The sequence below is a fragment of the Limnohabitans sp. genome, from assembly GCF_044373035.1.
Taxonomy (GTDB): Bacteria; Pseudomonadota; Gammaproteobacteria; order Burkholderiales; family Burkholderiaceae_C; genus Limnohabitans_A.
Genome location: NZ_JBILQU010000032.1, coordinates 1 through 18,880, shown reverse-complemented (window position 1 = coordinate 18,880; position 18,880 = coordinate 1). Strand labels below are relative to the sequence as shown.

Below are 18,880 nucleotides of genomic sequence, written 5' to 3'. Positions count from 1 at the left end.
GTCTTACTTCTGGGTGCCGAACAGGCCTGCAGGCTTGATCAAAAGAACAATGGTCATGATGATGAAAATCACCGTGCTGGAGGCTTCTGGGTAAAAAACCTTGGTCAAACCTTCGATCAGGCCCAAGCCAAAACCGGTGAGGATCGCACCCATGATGGAGCCCATACCGCCAATCACGACCACCGCAAACACCACGATGATGATGTCGGCGCCCATGGTCGGGTTGACCTGGTAAATGGGCGCAGCCATCACACCGGCAAAAGCCGCCAAGCCCACGCCGAAGCCATAGGTCAAGGTGATCATGCGGGGCACGTTGACGCCAAAAGCCTGCACCAGGCTGGGGTTTTCAGTGGCGGCGCGCAGATAAGCGCCCAGCTTGGTCCGCTCGATCACGTACCAGGTGGACAAGCACACGATCAGCGAAGCCACGATGACCCAAGCGCGGTACTTGGGCAGGAACATGAAGCCGGTGTTGTAGGCGCCCTTGAAGACCTCGGGCACCGGATAAGGCATGCCCGAAGAGCCGAATTCGTGTCGGAACAAACCCTGAATGATCAAGGCCAGACCAAAGGTGAGCAGCAGGCCATACAGGTGGTCCAGCTTGTAAAGCTGTTTGAGCATGGTGCGCTCAATCAGCATGCCGGTGGCGCCCACCAGGATGGGTGTCAGGATGAGGGACACCCAGTAGTTGATGCCCAGCTTTGTCAGCGACAAATAGGCCACAAAGGCGCCCAGCATGTACTGGGCGCCGTGGGTGAAGTTGATGATGTTCAACAAGCCGAAAATCACGGCCAGGCCCAGCGAGAGCAATGCGTAAAAAGAGCCGTTGATCAGCCCGATCAGCAATTGCCCGAACAGGGCTTGCGAGGGTATGCCAAAGATTTCCATGGTGATGTATCGACTTGCTTGAACAAAGGGTTGAAATTACTTCTTGACCAGCGGGCACTCGCTCTCAGCCAGGGGGCGGAAAGCCTCGTTGGCAGGGATGGTGGCCACCAGCTTGTAGTAGTCGTATGGGCCTTTGGATTCGGCAGGCTTCTTGACCTGGAACAGGTAGGCCGGGTGAATCTTGCGACCGTCAGCGCGTACGGTGCCTTTGCCGAACAAAGGATCGTCGGTGGGCAGCTCTTTCATCTTGGCGGCGACTTTGCTGCCGTCATCGGTCTTGGCCGCATCCACAGCCTTCAGGTAATGGATCACGCTGGAGTAAACACCGGCTTGCACCATCGATGGGTATTTGCCACCCTGGAGTGCTGCAAAACGCTTGCTGAAAGCGCGGGTGTTGTCGTTCAGATCCCAGTAGAAGGTTTCGGTCAGCATCAGGCCTTGCGCGATGTTCAGACCCAGGGAGTGCACGTCAGGCAGGAACACCAGCAAGCCAGCCAGGTTTTGACCGCCTTTGGTGATGCCGAACTCGGCCGCTTGCTTGATGGAGTTGGTGGTGTCACCACCCGCGTTGGCCAGGCCAATGATCTTGGCTTTGGAGGCTTGGGCTTGCAGCAAGAAAGAAGAGAAGTCTTGTGTCGGGAAAGGTGTGCGGACTTTGCCGACCACTTTGCCGCCATTCTTGTTCACCACGGCTTCGGTGTCGCGCTCCAGGGCGTGGCCGAAAGCGTAGTCGGCGGTCAGGAAGAACCAGGTGTCACCACCGCTTTTCACAATGGCTTTGCCGGTGCCGTTGGCCAGCATCCAGGTGTCATAAGCCCAGTGGATGGTGTTGGCGTTACAGGCCTTGCCCGACAGATCGGCCGTGGCCGAACCTGAGTTGACGTGCAGTTTGCCTTTGTCGCTGGCAATTTTGGCCACAGCCAGACCGACCGAAGACGTGGGCACATCGGCGATCATGTCGACTTTGTCGGTGTCAAACCATTGGCGAGCCACGTTGGAGCCCACATCGGGTTTGTTTTGGTGGTCGGCGCCGACGATTTCGACTTTGAGCGTGCTCTTGGTTGCTTTGATGTAGTCCTCGACGGCCATGCGGGCCGCAGTCACCGAGCCGGGACCGGTGATGTCCGAATACAAGCCCGACATGTCGTTGAGCACGCCGATCTTGACGATGCCGTCAGAGATTTGTGCTTGGGCTGAGCCTGCAAAGGCGCAAGCGGCCACGGCGGCGAGGGAAAGAAGTTTGCGTTTCATCGTGTTATCTCCAGTTAGAAAAAAAATCACACACCCAGGTACTCGTGCAGCATGCCCATTTTGGCGGACAGCTCTTGCGAGCTGAAGGTCTCCACCATCTGACCATGTTCCATCACGTAAAACCGATCCGCCAAGGGCGCGGCAAACCGGAAGTTCTGTTCCACCATGATGATGGTGAAGCCCTTGGCCTTGAGGGCCTTGATCATGCGGGCCAAGGCTTGAACAATGACCGGGGCCAGGCCTTCGGAAATTTCGTCGAGCAGCAAAAACCGCGCGCCCGTGCGCAGGATGCGTCCCACCGCCAACATTTGCTGCTCGCCACCTGACAGGCGGGTGCCAGGGCTGTTGCGGCGCTCCAGCAAGTTGGGGAACATGTCGTAGATTTCTTCCACCGACATGCCGTTCGGGGCGATCACGGGCGGCAGCAGCAGGTTTTCTTCGCAGGTCAGGGCCGAGAAAATACCGCGTTCTTCGGGACAATAACCAATGCCCAACTTGGCGATCTGGTGCGGTGCCCAGTTCACGGTCTCTTGGCCCCTGATGGTGATGGAGCCGGTCCGTCGACCGACCAGGCCCAGGATGGATTTGACGGTGGTGGTGCGACCAGCGCCGTTGCGCCCCAGCAGTGTGACCACTTCGCCTTCGTTGACGGTCATGTCCACCCCATGCAAGATGTGCGACTCGCCGTACCAGGACTGCAGGTTGTTGATGCGCAGGAATTCTTTGGAATCAGCCATGGGCACCCTCCAGTTGGTTGTCGGCGGTGCCCATGTAGGCTTCCAGAACTTGGGGATTTTTCGAAACCACTTCGTAAGGTCCTTCTGCAATCACTTGTCCACGTTGCAAAACGCTGATGGTGTCGGCAATCTTGGACACCACGCTCATGTTGTGTTCCACCATCAGGATGGTGCGGTTGGCGCCGACTTTTTTGATCAGCTGCGTCACACGGTCCACGTCTTCGTGGCCCATGCCTTGGGTGGGCTCGTCCAGCAGCATCAGTTCGGGGTCCATGGCCAGCGTGGTGGCGATCTCCAGGGCGCGCTTGCGGCCGTAGGGCAATTCAACCGCCGTAAGATCGGCCATGCTGCCCAAATCGACCTGGTCGAGCAGGGCCATGGCCTTGTCGTTGAGCTGGTTCAGGCTGCGCTCGGAACGCCAGAAATGCAGCGATACACCCGTGGCGCGCTGCAAACCAATGCGCACGTTTTCCATCACCGTGAGGTTGGGGAAGGTGGCCGAAATCTGGAACGAGCGCACGATGCCCCGGCGCGCCACCTGAGAGGGTTTTTCGCCGGTGATGTCATGGCCATTGAACAGGATCTGCCCCTTGGTGGGAATCAGGAATTTGGTCAGCAGGTTGAAGACCGTGGTCTTGCCTGCGCCGTTGGGGCCGATTAACGCGTGAATTTGGCCGCGCTGCACGCTCAGGCTCACGTCATTGACGGCGACAAAGCCCTTGAACTCTTTGATGAGATTCCGGGTTTCAAGGATGGTGTTGCTGGACATCTGGAGGGCTCAGTTTCTTTCGGCGGATGTTTCAAACTCTACAAAGTGGACCATTGTGAGACTGGAGCGTCACTTTTTGCTTCATGGTTATCCCGTGGTTTGTCTCGTTGGTGTCTACAAATCGCAAGCCTTTCCCATTTCAGCAGCTGCCATTGGGTTAGCCCAAATCAGGGCTGCTTGCAAGGTTCTGGCACCACCTGAGTAGCGACAAAGAATTCAGATCAATACCGGCTCAAGTCCGCCGCGTTTCCAGCCCTTGCGCGTCGATGGCGCGCAACTCGGTTTTCAGCACCTTGCCGTAATTGTTTTTGGGCAAGGCATTGACCAAATGGTAGTGCTTGGGCCTCTTGAAACGCGCCACCTGGTCCAGGCAATGCGCGTCCAAATCGGCCACAGTCAAGGGCTGGCGGCACACCACAAACGCCACCACCACCTCGCCCCACTCGGGGTCAGGCCTGCCAATCACCGACACCTCGGCCACCTGCGGGTGTGTGAGCAAGGCTTCTTCGACTTCGCGGGGGTAAATGTTGGTGCCGCCGCTGATCACCAGGTCATTCGATCGGTCCAGCAAGGTCAGGTAGCCATCGGCATCCAGACGCCCCACATCACCGGTTTGCAACCAGCCGTCGCGAATGGCTTTGGCCGTGGCCTCCGGGTCGCGCCAATAGCCCGCCATGACCAGCTCGCTGCGCACGCAAATTTCACCCACTTCGCCCACCAGCAAGCTCGCCCCCGACTCGTCACCAATCTTGAGCTCGACCATGGCCTGTGCATGCCCGACCGAAGCCAGCCGTTCCCGGTAACGCAGGTGGGTGGTGTCCAGCACATCGCTCTTGGGCAGCACGCTGATGGTCATCGGGCATTCCCCTTGGCCATAAATCTGCGCAAAGTGCGGGCCGATGACCTGCAAGGCTTCTTCGATATCGGCCAGGTACATGGGGCCGCCGCCATAGACGATGGTGGCCAGACCCTGCGGCCGCTCAGGCAAGTTGCGCGCCGCATCCACCAGCCGCCGCACCATGGTGGGCGCTGCAAAAAACGAGGCCCGTTGCCAGTGCGCCGCCAGCAACAAGGCTTCATGCGGGTCAAAGCCGTCCGAGCGCGGCACCACATTCAGCCCGGCGTTCAGCACATAAGGCAAGTGGTACATGCCGCCACCGTGCGACAGCGGCGCGGGGTGCAGCATGGTGTCCCCACGTTCCACCGATTGCACCGAGCCGAAATACGCCAACGTGCAGCCGCGCAGTTGGCGGGCACACAGCACCACACCCTTGGGCCTGCCGGTGGTGCCGCTGGTGTAGAACAACCAGGCCGGGTCGTCGTCCGCGCGGGCTTGCAGTGGCAGCTCTGGGCCTTCGGCTTGCAACATGAATGCGCTGTCAGCCTTAACGGCTGTACCAACGCCCAAGTCGCGCAGTGCTTGTGTGAAAGTTTGCGCCCGTTCGCTGTCGCAAAAAGCGATGTGCGCTTCGCTGTGCTGGGCGATCCATGCCGCTTCGCGTTCGTGCAGCTTGGCATTCACCGGCACCGCCACAGCACCAGCCCACCAGATGCCCCACATGAGGGGCAAATATTCGGGCGTGTTGTAGAGGAACAGCATCACGCGGTCGCCGGGCTGCACACCTTGGGCGTGCAGCCAGCTGGCCGTGCGGGCAGCGCGGTGGGCGAATTCGGCGTAATCGCACCAGACATCGGTGCCGTGCGCGATGGCCGCTTGCTGAGGGTAACGTTCGGCGGTGCGCGCCAACCAGAGAGCAGTGTTCATGTGAATGGGACAAGTATGCGATGCGATCAGTCCACTAGACCAAGACCATGCCGCCATCGAGCAAGATGGACTGCCCTGTCATGCCGCGTGACTCGTAAGATCCGAGGTAGACCGCCAGGGCCGCGATTTCGTCCGGGTTCAGCACCCGCCCCAGCGGCACCCGCGCCAGTGCGGCCTTGACCATGTCGTCGCCGCTCATGCCGGAGCTTTGGGCCACCTGTGCTTTCAGCGTTTCCACCATGTCGGTCTGCACAAAGCCGGGGCAGATCGCATTCACCGTGACCGCGTGCGGGCTGGCTTCGAGTGCGACGCAGCGTGTCAAGCCCACCACCGCGTGCTTGCTCACGTTGTAGGCCGCCTGGTTGCGCGAGCCCCATTTGCCCGCCGTGGAGGCGATGTTGACGATGCGCCCGTGTCGGCGCGCTTGCATGCCCGGCAATACCGCTTGCATGAAGTGCAGCACGCCAAACAGGTTCACATCGAGCATGTCCTGAAAATCTTGCGGCGCATAGTCGAGGAAAGGCTTGGCCCGGTACACCCCGGCGTTGTTGACCAGCACGTCGACGCGCCCAAAGCGATCTTCGACTTGCGCCACGGCCGCAAAGCAGGCGTCACGCTCGGTCACGTTCAGGCCCAAAGTCATGATGCGCTCGTCAGACAAGCCCAGGCTGTCCTTGACTTCTTGCAGGCGCGCCGTGTCGGTGGCAATCAGGCACAGGCTGGCGCCTTCAGCGGCATAGGCCTGGGCGATCGCGCGGCCGATGCCGCGGCTGGCACCCGTCACGATGGCCACTTGTTGGTCGAGTCGGTGTGCCATGTTCAGTCCTTGTTTTGAAGGGGTCAGATGAGTGCCGCGCGTTTGCGCTGATCGCCTGGCTTGCCGTGACCGGGGTCGTCGTGCGGGTTGGACACCGCTTGGCGCAGCACGGCCAGATAACCCGAGGCCAGTTCCATGCGCGGGCCAAAGCCTTGCTCAATCAGCATGCGGTGGGCGGCTGGCAGCTTCCAGCAGGGCGTGAACACAAACAGGTGGTGTTCCAAGTGGTAATTGACCCAGTAAGGCGCCAGCACCATGCGCAGGCCCCAGCTCGTGAGCGTGGTGCGGGTGTTGCGCAAGCGGTCGTCGTTGTTGCCGACCACCGCATGCTCGGCAATGTTGCGGATGCGGCTGATCACCTGGTACCAGGTCAACAAAGGCAGCAGCCACAAGGCAAAGAAAGCCCACCACACACCTGCTGCGGCGGTGATGGCGAAGATGGCCAGGTGGGTGAGGAAGAAGTATTTTTCTGCAGCGATCAGGTTCTTCAGACGTTGCCAGCGGCTGGGGCTGTCGCCCATTTCCAGGCGGAAAGATTCCATGCGCCGTTGGTAACCGGTGATGCCCAGAATATCGCGCCGCATCTTGCGCCAAAAGCTGCTTTGGCTGATGGGAAACGGCGCCGACAACATCAGGTCGGGGTCTTCGGCCTGTTGGGTGTGGCGGTGGTGACTCAGGTGATAGGGGCGGTACAGGGTGAGGCTTGCGCCCACCGGCCAGCCGCACAAAAACGCGCCCAGCGTGTCATTGAGCCGGGTGTTCTTGAACAAGGCGCGGTGCGCTGCATCGTGCATCAAAATCGCCAGACCCAACTGCCTGCTGCCAATCACGACCACGGCGACGATGAAGCTCAAAGGGTTGGGCCAAACGATGAAGAATGCCATGGCCAATGCGATCACGCCCCACGCGTGCAACACCAAATAAGCACCCATCCAGTCCGAGCGTTCGCGCAAATAAGCGTCTTGCTCGGGGCTGAGGCTGGGCTGGGTGTCGGCGGTCATGGCAGTGGGAGTTGGCAAAAGGGCTATCTTGTGCCTTCGGCCTCTTTCTGTTAGTCACAGGAGTGACCTTTTTGGGGCTTTCCCTGAGCGCATGTGTTTTGTGTATGCCAAGTCGTGTGTGACAAATTTGCGCAGGGCCTGGCTTTGGCTCACTTGCCGATGCAAAAGCTCGAAAAAATCACGCCCAACAAATCGTCGGCGCTGAACTCGCCCGTGATCTCATTGAGCGCGTTTTGGCCCAGCCGCAGCTCCTCGGCCAGCAGGTCGAGGTTTTGCGCTTGCGCGGCCAAATGGGCATTGGCGATTTCAAGATGCTCGCGTACGCGATGCAGGGCCTGCACATGGCGCTCGCGGGCGATGAACAAACCTTCGCTGGCTTGTTGCCAACCGGCTTGCTGCAGCAGTTGCTGGCGCAGGGCTTGCAGGCCCTCACCCGTGCGGGCCGAGAGCGTCAAGCCCGTGCGTTCTTTTGCGCTGCTCGCTGCGTCGGCTTTGTTCCACACATCGATCACGCTCACGCTGGCGGGCAATCGCGTCTTCAAGGCTGCATCGATGTCGGCATCGGCGCTGTCGTAATCGGCTTGGCCTGCACGCGTCAGGTCGTGCAAAAACAGCACGGCATCGGCCGCTTCAATCTGGCCCCAAGCGCGGGCAATGCCAATTTGCTCCACCTCGTCCACGCCCTCGCCTTCGCGCAGACCGGCGGTGTCGATCACATGCAGCGGCACGCCTTCGATCTGGATGGTTTGCTGCACCACATCACGCGTAGTGCCCGCAATCGGCGTGACGATGGCCAACTCGGCCCCGGCCAGCGCGTTGAGCAGTGAACTCTTGCCCGCATTGGGCTGGCCTGCGATCACCACCTTGATGCCCTCGCGCAGCAGCGCGCCTTGTTTGGCTTTGCCCAGCACCGTGTTCAATGCCGCTTGCAGGCGATTCAATTGGCCTTGTGCATCTGCCTTTTGCAAGAAGTCGATCTCTTCTTCCGGGAAGTCCAGCGTGGCCTCCACCAACATGCGCAGGTGGATCAGCGCATCGCGCAGCACATGAATCTCTTTGGAAAAATCACCTGCCAAAGACCGGCTGGCGCTGCGCGCTGCGGCTTCGGTGCTGGCATCGATCAGGTCGGCAATCGCCTCGGCCTGGGCCAAGTCAATCTTGTCGTTCAAAAAAGCGCGTTCCGAAAACTCGCCCGGCTGCGCCACGCGCAAACCAGCCAACCGCGGCTGGCCCGTGGCGGTATCGGTCTCAGCCGCCGCCTGCAGGCAACGCGCCACCAACAACTGCAGTACCACCGGCCCGCCGTGCGCTTGCAACTCCAGCACGTCTTCACCGGTGAACGAGTGCGGTGCCACAAAGTGCAGCGCCAAGCCGTGGTCGATCGGGCTGCCATCGGCGTCGGCAAAGGGCAGGTAGGTGGCCTCTCGGGTCTTCAGTTGCCGCCCGCACAGCGCCTGAATCAACGACGACAGTTGGCGGCCCGATATCCGCACAATGCCGACCGCGCCGCGACCGGGTGCGGTGGCAATAGCGACGATGGGTTCTTGGTGGCGGGCAAGCATGACGGCAATGAACGAGGTGAAGCAAAAAAAGGCCGCTTGCGCGGCCCTTTGAATGGATAGGGATTTACTTGAACTTGGGCAGGTTGAACTGCGGCGGCACGCCCATGCGGGTGTTGATCATCCATTGCTGGGCAATCGACAAAATGTTGTTCGTGATCCAGTACAGCACCAGACCCGCCGGGAAGAAGAAAAACATGACCGAGAAAATCAGCGGCATCATCCACATCAACTTGGCTTGCATCGGGTCCGGTGGCGCGGGATTCAGGGCCGTTTGCAGCAAGGTGGTCAAGGTCATGACCAAGGGCAAGATGAAATACGGATCGGGTGCCGACAGATCGTGGATCCAGAGCACCCAAGGCGCGTTGCGCATCTCGACGCTGGACAACAACACCCAATACAGGGCAATGAACACCGGGATCTGAACCATGATCGGGAAGCAGCCGCCCATGGGGTTGACCTTTTCCTCGCGATAAATCCTCATCATCTCTTGCTGCATTTGCTGCGGATTGCTCTTGAGGCGTTCACGCATTTCCATGATCTTGGGGTTGATGGCCTTCATCTTGGCCATGCTGGCGTAGGCCTTGGCATTGAGCCAATAAAAAGCGATCTTGAGCAAGAGCACCAAGGCGACGATGGACCAACCCCAGTTGTTCAGCACGCTGTGCAGTTGGTCCAGCAGCCAATACAAAGGCTTGGACAGCATGGCCAGCCAGCCGTAGTCTTTCACCAGATCCAGACCAGGCGACAAGGCTTCGAGCACCTTTTCTTCTTGCGGGCCGCTGTAGAGCTGGTTGCTCACGGTTTTGGACTGGCCCGGTGCCAGATCGGCCACGGGTGTGATCATGCCCACGGCATACAGGTTGGTATCGACTTTGCGCACAAAGTTTTCGCGCTGCACGCCATCGGGCAACAACCAGGCGCTGGCAAAGTAATGCTGCACCATGGCCACATAACCGCTGGTCGATGTCTTGTCGATCTCGGCCTTGTTCTTTTCGATGTCTCCAAAGTCCACCTTGTTGTACTTCTTGGCATCGGTGTAAATCGCGGGGCCGGTGAAAGTGAAGTAGAACGCCGACTCGCCTTCGGGCGCGTTGCCATCGCGCACCAGCTGCATGTACAGCTGCGGCGACACGCTGGCCTGACCGTTGTTGACCACTTCGTGCTTCACATCGATCACGTAACTGCCGCGTTTGAGCGTGTAAGTTTTGACCAGCTCCACGCCATTCATTTCGGCCGATTCGAAACGCAAAGTCAGTTCGTTTTGACCCGCTTTGAGGCTGCGCTCGCCGCTGAAGGCCATGGGGGCTTTGTGGGTCGGGAAATCGCCGCCAATCAAGCCGGTCTGGGCCATGTACACACGGCTGGCGCTTTGGTCCAGCAAGACCATGTTCTTGTTCGGGTCCACCAAGTCGCGGTGCTGGGTGAATTCAGAGCGCACCAATGAGCCGCCTTCGGAGTCAAAGCTCAGCTTGAGCACATCGGTTTCCACCTCAATCTTCTCGCGCGGCGCAGCCGAAGCCACAGGCGCCGAGCTGGGCACCTGACCCGGCGTCGCTGTCACTGCAGCAGACGTTGCTGGCACAGCATTGGCTTGGGCAGCCGCAGCAGGTGTAGGCGCAGACGAAGACGAAGACGAAGATGCAGGAGCAGATGCCGTAGCCGCTACTTCAGGCTTGGGAAAAAACGTGGCTTTTTTACCGTTGTGCAACTGCCATTGGTCCCACAGCAAGACCATGGAAAAACCAAAAATCACCCAAAGGATGGTACGGCGGATATCAGTCATGGGGTCTTCTTTGACGAACGAGGAGGAAACAAAGCAGAGAACAAGCGAGGCGTTTGCGAGGGAACAGGGTCGTGACCACCGGCACACCAAGGGCCACAACGCACCAAACGGTGTACCGTCAAATAAGCGCCTTGGGCGGCACCATGCTGCGCCAATGCTTGCAAAGCGTAAACCGAACAAGTGGGCTCAAACCGGCAGGACGATCCCAGCCAAGGGCTCAACAGCAAGCGGTAGCCGCGCACCACACCCATCAATAAACGCTGAACGATCATGCGCGAGCCTCGGAGGTTTGTGGCCGAACGGCACGCTCGAACAATTGCTCAAGCTCTTGCCTCACGGCCAGTTTCAAGGGATCAGATGTGGCGCTGATGAATTGCTTGCGGTCAAATGTGGTGCGCAAACGAACCACATGGGCCGCCACAGGCAGGCGATCACCAAAGTGTTCGCTCACGTTGTAGATTTGGCGTTTGATGGCGTTGCGGGTCACCGCCCGCCGCGCCCAGCGTTTGGGCACCATGGCGCCCAGCCAAACGTCAAACAAGCCAAAAAGGGCCTGGTCCGGTAAAGGTGCAGGCCCAATGTGTTCAGCAGGTGCCGAGGGGGTGTCTGCGGGTCGGGTCAATGTGAGGCGATGCAACGCGAAGTGCGTAGTGCGCGAGACTGTTCCACCCGCCAGGGCGGCCTGAAACTGTGGGCGTGTTTTTAAACGCTGCACGATGGCCAAACCCTGAGATCAACCGGCTGCCGTGGCGACAGGCCACGGCCACACGGTCGAAAAGGCATTAGACAGCCAAACGCTTGCGGCCCTTGGCGCGGCGCGCATTGATCACGGCGCGACCGCCACGGGTCTTCATGCGAACCAGAAAGCCGTGTGTACGGGCGCGACGTGTCTTGGAGGGTTGGTAGGTGCGTTTCATAATTCTTCCTTTGTGCCCAGGGGCATTAACTAGCTTTGGGCGAAACCCAAGATTATCGCAAACTTTCGCCACCTCGGCAAATCAACTGTATTTTCTCCCATCAGGGTGAGCCCGGGGTTCAATCGGATCGATGTGGTTTATGATCGCCCTCCGGACCCCAATCGGTATGTGGATAAGCTCTTGATAAAGCTGCCCACTTTGCCTTCCCAGACTCCCACTGTCCACAATAAAAAAGCACTACATGCCCGAGGGAATCACCCCAGAATTTCAGATGGATGCAGGTCAATCGCTGTGGCAAGCTTGCGTCGAAGAGCTTGCCCGAGAATTGCCCGAACAGCAGTTCAACACTTGGATCAAACCGCTCAGCGCTCAGGTCTCAGAGGACCAGCTGAGCGTCACTTTGTTTGTCGCCAACCGCTTCAAACTCGACTGGGTGCGCGCCCAATACGCCAGCCGTCTGGCCGCTTTGCTGGAAAATCTGCAAGGCCATCCAGTCAAGATTGAGTTAGCGATCACTCCCCGCGAAGGCGGCATCAGGCCTACAAAAGCCTCCACCCCTTCGTCCATGGAAGCTGCGATTGAGTCCGTCCCTGCGCCCGAAGAAGCGGTGGCCAACACCTTTCGCAACCGCCTCAACAGCGCGCTGAATTTTGACAACCTGGTCGAGGGCACCGCCAACCGCATGGCGCGAGCTGCGGCGATGCACGTCTCGGGCTCGCCAGGGCAGCTTTACAACCCCTTGTTCATTTATGGCGGCGTGGGTTTGGGCAAGACCCACCTGATGCATGCCATCGGCAATAAGCTGCTGGCCGATCGGCCAGAAGCCAAAGTTTTATACATCCATGCTGAACAGTTTGTGTCGGATGTGGTCAAAGCCTACCAACGCAAGACTTTTGACGAGTTCAAGCACCATTACCACTCGCTCGATTTGTTGTTGATCGACGATGTCCAGTTCTTTGCCAACAAGGACCGCACACAAGAAGAATTCTTCAATGCCTTCGAGGCCCTGCTGGCCAAAAAATCGCACATCGTGATGACCAGCGACACCTACCCCAAGGGCCTGTCCGACATTCACGAGCGCCTGGTCTCGCGCTTTGACTCGGGCCTGACGGTGGCCATGGAGCCGCCCGAACTCGAGATGCGGGTGGCCATTTTGATCAACAAGGCCATCAGTGAAGGCAGCGAAATGCCCGAAGACGTGGCGTTTTTCGTGGCCAAAAACGTGCGCTCTAACGTGCGCGAGCTTGAAGGGGCGCTGCGCAAAATTTTGGCGTACTCCCGGTTCAACCAAAAAGACATCTCCATCCAGCTGGCCCGCGATGCCCTGCGTGATTTGCTGTCCATCCAGAACCGCCAGATCAGTGTCGAAAACATTCAGAAAACCGTTGCCGACTACTACAAGATCAAAGTGGCGGACATGTACAGCAAAAAACGCCCGGCCAGCATTGCCCGCCCGCGACAGATTGCCATGTACCTGGCCAAGGAAATGACCCAAAAAAGCCTGCCCGAGATCGGCGAGCTGTTTGGCGGGCGTGACCACACCACCGTGCTGCACGCCGTGCGCAAGATCAACGCCGAACGCCAGCAGTTGACCGAGCTGAACCAGCAACTGCACGTGCTCGAACAGTCCCTCAAGGGCTGAGAACACTCGCACCCCGTTCAGCCGCCTCCGCTTTTAGCTGATTTGAGCCCCATGCAGCACGTTTTAAGTCCAAAAAAGAGCGAAAATGCATGCTGTTATGAAAAATTTGCCCAATTTTGAGCTGCAGCGATAAAAACCACCAAAGGTAGACCCATGATCGTCCTGAAGGCCACCCAAGACAAATTGCTGTCGGTCCTGCAATCCGTGTCCGGGATTGTCGAACGCCGCCACACCCTGCCCGTTCTGGCCAACGTGCTGATCCGTAAAACCGGTCACGCTCTGCAACTGACCACCAGCGATCTGGAGATACAGATTCGCACCACGGCCGAAATGGAAGGCGACCCGGGCGACTTCACGACCACCGTGGGCGCACGCAAACTGATCGACATCCTGCGCACCATGCCTGCCGACCAAACGGTAAGCCTTGAGTCTTCGCAAGCCAAACTGATCTTGAAAGGCGGCAAGTCCAAGTTCACCTTGCAGACCTTGCCCGCAGAAGACTTTCCATTGGTGCAAGAGGCCGCCAGCTTCGGGCCCGTATTCAGCGTGCCGCAAAAAACCCTCAAAGCTTTGCTCGGTCAGGTGTCGTTTGCGATGGCTGTGCATGACATCCGCTATTACCTCAACGGCATCCTGTTTGTGGCCGAAGGCAACCGGCTGAGCCTGGTCGCCACCGACGGCCACCGCCTGGCTTTCACCGCCGCCACGCTCGACGTGGAAGTGCCCACCAAACAAGAAGTCATCCTGCCCCGCAAGACCGTGCTCGAACTGCAGCGTTTGCTGTCGGACGCCGACGGCGCGATCGAGATGCAATTTGCCAACAACCAGGCCAAGTTCAGTTTTGACGGCATGGAATTCGTGACCAAGCTGGTCGAGGGCAAGTTCCCCGACTACAACCGCGTCATTCCCAAAGGCCACCGCAACAACCTGACCTTGGGCCGTCAGGCGCTGCTGTCGTGTTTGCAACGCACCGCCATCCTGACCAGCGACAAGTTCAAGGGTGTGCGCCTGAACCTCGACCCCGGCAGTCTGCGCGTGGCCTCCACCAACGCCGAGCAGGAAGAAGCCGTCGACGAGCTCGACATCGATTACGGCGGCGACGCCATCGAAATCGGCTTCAACGTCACCTACATCATCGACGTGCTCAGCAACATGGGCCAGGAGATGGTCCGCATCGATTTGGCCGATGGCAACAGCTCGGCGCTGATCACGATCCCCGAGAACGACAACTTCAAGTATGTGGTGATGCCGATGCGCATTTAAGGCGAAAGCCCTCACGGCCCCTTTATGGCCCCCCTTATCGAAACCCGCGACCCCTCGCGGGTTTCGGCCATTCAAGCGACATAGAAAATTGAACATGACCGACGACATCAACCCCAGCGAAGAAGCTTTTACCACCGCGCAACCCAAGATCGACGCCCACCAAGCGGGCGCATCCGAAGGCTACGGCGAAGGCTCCATCCAGATCCTGGAAGGCCTGGAGGCCGTGCGCAAACGCCCTGGCATGTACATCGGTGACACCTCGGACGGCACCGGTCTGCACCACTTGGTGTTCGAGGTGGTCGACAACTCGATTGACGAAGCGCTGGCCGGTCACTGCGACGACATCGTCGTCACCATCCACTCCGACAACTCGATTTCCGTGACTGACAACGGCCGTGGCATCCCTACCGGCGTCAAGATGGACGACAAGCACGAGCCTAAGCGCAGTGCCTCCGAAATCGCGCTGACCGAACTGCACGCGGGCGGCAAGTTCAATCAAAACAGCTACAAGGTCTCGGGCGGTTTGCACGGCGTGGGCGTGTCTTGCGTGAACGCCCTTAGCAAATGGCTGCGCCTCACAGTGCGCCGCGAAGGCAAAGTGCACCAGATCGACTTTGCCAAAGGCTTTGTGCAAAACCGTTTGCTCGAGACTGTGGACGGCATCGAAATTTCGCCCATGCGCGTCACCGGTGCCACCGACAAGCGCGGCACTGAAGTGCACTTTTTGCCTGACGTCGAAATCTTCACGCAAAACACCGATTTCCATTATGAGATTTTGGCCAAGCGTTTGCGCGAGTTGTCCTTCCTGAACAACGGCGTGCGCATTCGCCTGAAAGACGAGCGCACCGGCAAAGAAGACGACTTTTCGGGCGCCGGTGGCGTCAAGGGCTTTGTCGACTTCATCAACGCCAACAAAAAAGTGCTGCACCCCAACGCCTTCCACGCCAATGGCGAGCGCCCGGCGGACAGCTACGGCGGCATCCCCGGCACCAGCATCGGTGTGGAAGTGGCCATGCAATGGAACGACGGCTACAACGAATCGGTGCTGTGCTTCACCAACAACATTCCCCAACGTGACGGCGGCACCCACCTCACGGGCTTGCGTGCGGCCATGACCCGCGTGATTGGCAAGTACATTGAGAAAAACGAGATCGCCAAAAAGCAAAAGGTCGAAGTCAGCGGAGACGACTTGCGCGAAGGCCTGTGCTGCGTGCTGAGCGTCAAAGTGCCCGAGCCCAAGTTCAGCAGCCAGACCAAAGACAAGCTGGTATCGAGTGAAGTGCGTGCTCCGGTGGAAGACATTGTGGCCAAAGCACTGAACGACTTTTTGGAAGAGCGCCCCAACGACGCCAAGATCATTTGCGGCAAGATCGTCGAAGCCGCCCGCGCCCGCGAAGCCGCCCGCAAAGCCCGCGAAATGACGCGCCGCAAAGGCGTGCTGGACGGCATGGGTCTGCCTGGCAAGCTGGCCGACTGCCAAGAAAAAGACCCCGCCCTGTGCGAAATCTACATCGTCGAGGGCGACTCCGCCGGCGGCTCGGCCAAACAAGGCCGCGACCGCAAATTCCAGGCCATCTTGCCCCTGCGCGGCAAGATCCTGAACGTCGAAAAAGCCCGCTACGAGAAGCTGCTCACCAGCAACGAAATCGTCACGCTCATCACGGCGCTTGGCACCGGCATTGGCAAAGCCAGCGCTGAAAGCGGCAAGAGCGGCACCGACGACTTCAACGTTGACAAACTGCGTTACCACCGCATCATCATCATGACCGACGCCGACGTGGACGGCGCGCACATCCGCACCCTGCTGCTCACCTTCTTTTATCGCCAAATGCCCGACCTGGTCGAGCGCGGTCACATCTACATCGCCCAGCCACCGCTCTACAAAGTCAAAGCGGGCAAAGAAGAGCTGTACCTGAAAGACGGCCCGGCGCTCGACGGCTTCTTGCTGCGCATCGCGCTCAAAGACGCCAGCATCAGCACCGGCGGCGCTGCCCCGCAAGTGCTCACAGGCGACACCCTCGAAGCATTGGCCCGCAAGCACCAAGTGGCCGAACATGTCATTGCCCGCCTGTCCAACTTCATGGACGCAGAAGCCCTGCGCGCCATGGCCGACGGCGTGTCGCTCAACCTCGACACCATGGAACAAGCCGCCGCCTGCGCCCCCGCGCTGCAAGCCAAGCTGCGCGAACTCAACACCACAGGTATCCCTGCCGAAGTGGCCGCCGAGTTTGACGTGCGCACCGACAAACCGATTCTGCGCATCAGCCGCCGCCACCACGGCAACATCAAGAGCAGCATCATCACGCAAGACTTTGTGCACGGTGCCGATTACGGCGCGCTGGCCGAAGCCGCCGAAACTTTCCGGGGCTTGCTCAGCGAAGGCGCCAAAGCCCTGCGCGGTGAAGGCGAGCGCCAGAAAGAAGAAAAAGTGGGCGACTTCCGCCAAGCCATGCATTGGCTCATCAGCGAAGCCGAACGCACCACCAGCCGCCAGCGCTATAAGGGTCTGGGCGAAATGAACCCCGCCCAACTGTGGGAAACCACCATGGACCCCACCGTGCGCCGCCTGCTGCGCGTGCAGATCGACGATGCCATCGAAGCCGACCGCGTGTTCACCATGCTCATGGGCGACGAAGTCGAGCCACGCCGCCACTTCATCGAGAGCAACGCGCTGCGGGCGGGGAACATTGATATTTGAGTGCTCAGACCGCATCTTCAGCCAGCAGGTTGTGACCTTTCGCGACTTTGCGCTGAGGTTTTGGCAGGCCATGCCGAACCACTCGGACATGGCCATTTTTTCCACTTTGTACGGGTCTGTTCGGCCCTGAAGTATGACCACTTTGACACCTCTCACACAGCCTGCGGGTCGGGATTTCACGCTCAGCGATTTCGACTTTGCGCTGCCCCCCGAACTGATTGCCCAGCACCCCACTGCCCAGCGCAGCGGTTCGCGTTTGCTCGATGGCTCTTCACCTGCGGTGGTGGACCGCATTTTTCACGAACTGCCCAGCCTGCTGAAAGCGGGTGACCTGCTGGTGTTCAACGACACCAAGGTGGTCAAGGCGCGCATCTTTGGCGAGAAGGCCTCTGGCGGCAAGTTGGAGCTGCTGATCGAACGCGTGCTGCCGGACCACCAGGTGGTGGCGCACATGAAGGTGAGCAAAAAGCCACTGCTCGGCGGCAAGATGCACATGGCGGGCGGCACCCACAACGGCGGTTTTGATGCGGTGCTCTTGGGCCGTTGGCCCGACGCCAACGGTCCACTGTTTCACCTGCAGCTCAGTGACGAGCCCCATGTGCTGATGGAAAAGCACGGCGTGATGCCACTGCCCCCCTACATTGAACGCCCGGCGGGTACAGCCGATCACGCCGACACCGAAGAAGACGCCGAGCGTTACCAAACCGTGTTTGCGCGCGCCCCCGGCGCGGTGGCCGCACCCACGGCTGCGCTGCATTTTGACGAAGGGGTGTTGGCCGCCTTGGCAGCGCGGGGTGTACTCACCGCCAGCGTGACGCTGCATGTCGGTGCCGGCACTTTCCAGCCGGTCAAGACCGAGAACATTACCGAACACCACATGCACAGCGAATGGTACGAAGTGCCCGAAGCCACCCAGCAAGCGATTGCAGCGTGCAAGGCACGTGGCGGCCAAGTGGTGGCGGTGGGCACGACCACCGTGCGCACGCTGGAATCGTGGGCCAAATTCAATCAGGCCAGCGGCGATACCGAAATCTTCATCACGCCGGGGTTTGAGTTCGAAGTGGTCGATCGGCTGATCACCAACTTCCACCTGCCCAAAAGCACCTTGATGATGCTGGTCAGCGCCTTTGCGGGCTACGAACACATCATGGGCCTGTACCGCCACGCGATCGCGCAGCGCTACCGTTTCTTCAGCTATGGCGACTCGATGCTGCTGAGGCGCACGCCACCCAAATCTCAGGCCAACTGAAGGAAAACCCTTCCACCCTCGACCTTGGCGGGCCAGGTCTTGGCCGGTTCGGTCGCCGGGCCGCAGGCCACCGAGCCATCGCGCAAGCTGAACTGCGCTTGATGGAAAGGGCACTCCACATGGTCGCCTTCAACAAAGCCATCGCAGAGCTTGGCGTTGCCGTGGGTGCACAGGTTGTTGATGGCGTAAACGCCGTCTTCGAGTTTGAAAAGAGCAATGTCCTGCCCCTCGGGCGTCACGGCAATGCCTGCGCCTTCAAACAAATCGGCCTCGGCGGCCACGTCGGTCCAGTTGTTCATGGTCATATCGGGTAAATGATGGCGTTGGGGATCATTTCGCTGTCGTACACACACAAGCGCTCGGCGAACTTCAGCCCATCGGGGGTGGGCACGATGGTGTCGATGTAGCGGCCCACATTGAACACCGTGCTGGCCTTGTCGAGCTTGGTGCGGAACACCGCATAGTTGGCTTCCGATTGGATGCGCTCACCGTCGACGCGGCGCACCACCGGCGTGCCCACCACATGGCGCTGGTAATA

The 18,880-nt window shown here is 59.5% G+C and carries 18 protein-coding genes; 4 read left to right on the top strand and 14 right to left on the bottom strand.

Annotation, left to right across the window (positions count from 1 at the left end; genetic code table 11):
* Positions 1-3: 3 nt before the first annotated feature.
* The 12 genes from ACIQ47_RS06955 to rpmH form a co-directional block, all read right to left on the bottom strand.
* Positions 4-888 carry a branched-chain amino acid ABC transporter permease gene (locus ACIQ47_RS06955; protein ID WP_396437447.1) on the bottom strand — a complete coding sequence of 295 codons (885 nt, stop codon included), beginning with the start codon at positions 886-888 and terminating at the stop codon, positions 4-6.
* A gap of 36 nt (positions 889-924) precedes the next feature.
* Positions 925-2,139, bottom strand: a complete 1,215-nt coding sequence (locus tag ACIQ47_RS06950) for an ABC transporter substrate-binding protein (RefSeq protein ID WP_396437446.1) — start codon at positions 2,137-2,139, stop codon at positions 925-927.
* Between the two features lie 26 nt (positions 2,140-2,165).
* Entirely contained in the window at positions 2,166-2,876 is a 711-nt protein-coding gene (locus ACIQ47_RS06945) for an ABC transporter ATP-binding protein (protein WP_396437445.1), read from the bottom strand.
* The gene (locus ACIQ47_RS06940; RefSeq protein WP_396437444.1) at positions 2,869-3,645 is read right to left on the bottom strand and encodes an ABC transporter ATP-binding protein; all 777 of its coding nucleotides are present in this window, start codon (positions 3,643-3,645) and stop codon (positions 2,869-2,871) included. Before ACIQ47_RS06940 ends, ACIQ47_RS06945 begins: the two co-directional genes overlap by 8 nt.
* Before the next feature lie 232 nt (positions 3,646-3,877).
* Positions 3,878-5,410, bottom strand: a complete 1,533-nt coding sequence (locus tag ACIQ47_RS06935) for an AMP-binding protein (RefSeq protein WP_396437443.1) — start codon at positions 5,408-5,410, stop codon at positions 3,878-3,880.
* A 34-nt stretch (positions 5,411-5,444) separates the two neighbouring features.
* Entirely contained in the window at positions 5,445-6,227 is a 783-nt protein-coding gene (locus tag ACIQ47_RS06930) for an SDR family NAD(P)-dependent oxidoreductase (protein ID WP_396437442.1), read from the bottom strand.
* 23 nt (positions 6,228-6,250) lie between these two features.
* Positions 6,251-7,228, bottom strand: coding sequence for a fatty acid desaturase family protein (locus tag ACIQ47_RS06925; protein WP_396437441.1), 978 nt, complete (start codon positions 7,226-7,228; stop codon positions 6,251-6,253).
* Positions 7,229-7,377: 149 nt separating this feature from the next.
* Entirely contained in the window at positions 7,378-8,790 is a 1,413-nt protein-coding gene (mnmE, locus tag ACIQ47_RS06920) for a tRNA uridine-5-carboxymethylaminomethyl(34) synthesis GTPase MnmE (RefSeq protein WP_396429408.1), read from the bottom strand.
* Between the two features lie 64 nt (positions 8,791-8,854).
* Positions 8,855-10,573 carry a membrane protein insertase YidC gene (gene yidC, locus ACIQ47_RS06915; protein WP_396437440.1) on the bottom strand — a complete coding sequence of 573 codons (1,719 nt, stop codon included), beginning with the start codon at positions 10,571-10,573 and terminating at the stop codon, positions 8,855-8,857.
* Positions 10,570-10,842, bottom strand: coding sequence for a membrane protein insertion efficiency factor YidD (gene yidD, locus ACIQ47_RS06910; protein WP_396437458.1), 273 nt, complete (start codon positions 10,840-10,842; stop codon positions 10,570-10,572). The genes yidC and yidD overlap by 4 nt, the downstream gene beginning before the upstream one ends.
* Entirely contained in the window at positions 10,842-11,288 is a 447-nt protein-coding gene (locus ACIQ47_RS06905; RefSeq protein ID WP_396437439.1) for a ribonuclease P protein component, read from the bottom strand. The genes yidD and ACIQ47_RS06905 overlap by 1 nt, the downstream gene beginning before the upstream one ends.
* Before the next feature lie 67 nt (positions 11,289-11,355).
* Positions 11,356-11,490 carry a 50S ribosomal protein L34 gene (rpmH, locus tag ACIQ47_RS06900; protein WP_005798102.1) on the bottom strand — a complete coding sequence of 45 codons (135 nt, stop codon included), beginning with the start codon at positions 11,488-11,490 and terminating at the stop codon, positions 11,356-11,358.
* Between the two features lie 241 nt (positions 11,491-11,731).
* Here rpmH and dnaA point away from each other — a divergent pair, with 241 nt between their 5' ends.
* The 4 genes from dnaA to queA all read left to right on the top strand — a co-directional run bounded on the left by dnaA (position 11,732) and on the right by queA (position 18,342).
* Positions 11,732-13,132 carry a chromosomal replication initiator protein DnaA gene (dnaA, locus tag ACIQ47_RS06895; protein WP_396437438.1) on the top strand — a complete coding sequence of 467 codons (1,401 nt, stop codon included), beginning with the start codon at positions 11,732-11,734 and terminating at the stop codon, positions 13,130-13,132.
* A gap of 153 nt (positions 13,133-13,285) precedes the next feature.
* The gene (dnaN, locus tag ACIQ47_RS06890; protein ID WP_396437437.1) at positions 13,286-14,395 is read left to right on the top strand and encodes a DNA polymerase III subunit beta; all 1,110 of its coding nucleotides are present in this window, start codon (positions 13,286-13,288) and stop codon (positions 14,393-14,395) included.
* Between the two features lie 94 nt (positions 14,396-14,489).
* Entirely contained in the window at positions 14,490-17,093 is a 2,604-nt protein-coding gene (gene gyrB, locus ACIQ47_RS06885; RefSeq protein ID WP_396437436.1) for a DNA topoisomerase (ATP-hydrolyzing) subunit B, read from the top strand.
* Between the two features lie 133 nt (positions 17,094-17,226).
* The gene (gene queA / locus ACIQ47_RS06880) at positions 17,227-18,342 is read left to right on the top strand and encodes a tRNA preQ1(34) S-adenosylmethionine ribosyltransferase-isomerase QueA (protein WP_396437435.1); all 1,116 of its coding nucleotides are present in this window, start codon (positions 17,227-17,229) and stop codon (positions 18,340-18,342) included.
* Here the strand turns inward: queA and ACIQ47_RS06875 are convergent.
* Together ACIQ47_RS06875 and ACIQ47_RS06870 are read right to left on the bottom strand one after the other, a co-directional pair.
* Positions 18,330-18,647: a non-heme iron oxygenase ferredoxin subunit gene (locus ACIQ47_RS06875; RefSeq protein WP_396437434.1), complete on the bottom strand. Its 318-nt coding sequence runs from the start codon at positions 18,645-18,647 to the stop codon at positions 18,330-18,332. The two genes, queA and ACIQ47_RS06875, sit on opposite strands and share 13 nt — an antisense overlap.
* Positions 18,644-18,880: aromatic-ring-hydroxylating dioxygenase subunit beta (locus ACIQ47_RS06870; protein ID WP_396437433.1), on the bottom strand; the 237-nt coding region annotated here is incomplete at its 5' end. The genes ACIQ47_RS06870 and ACIQ47_RS06875, both read right to left, overlap by 4 nt.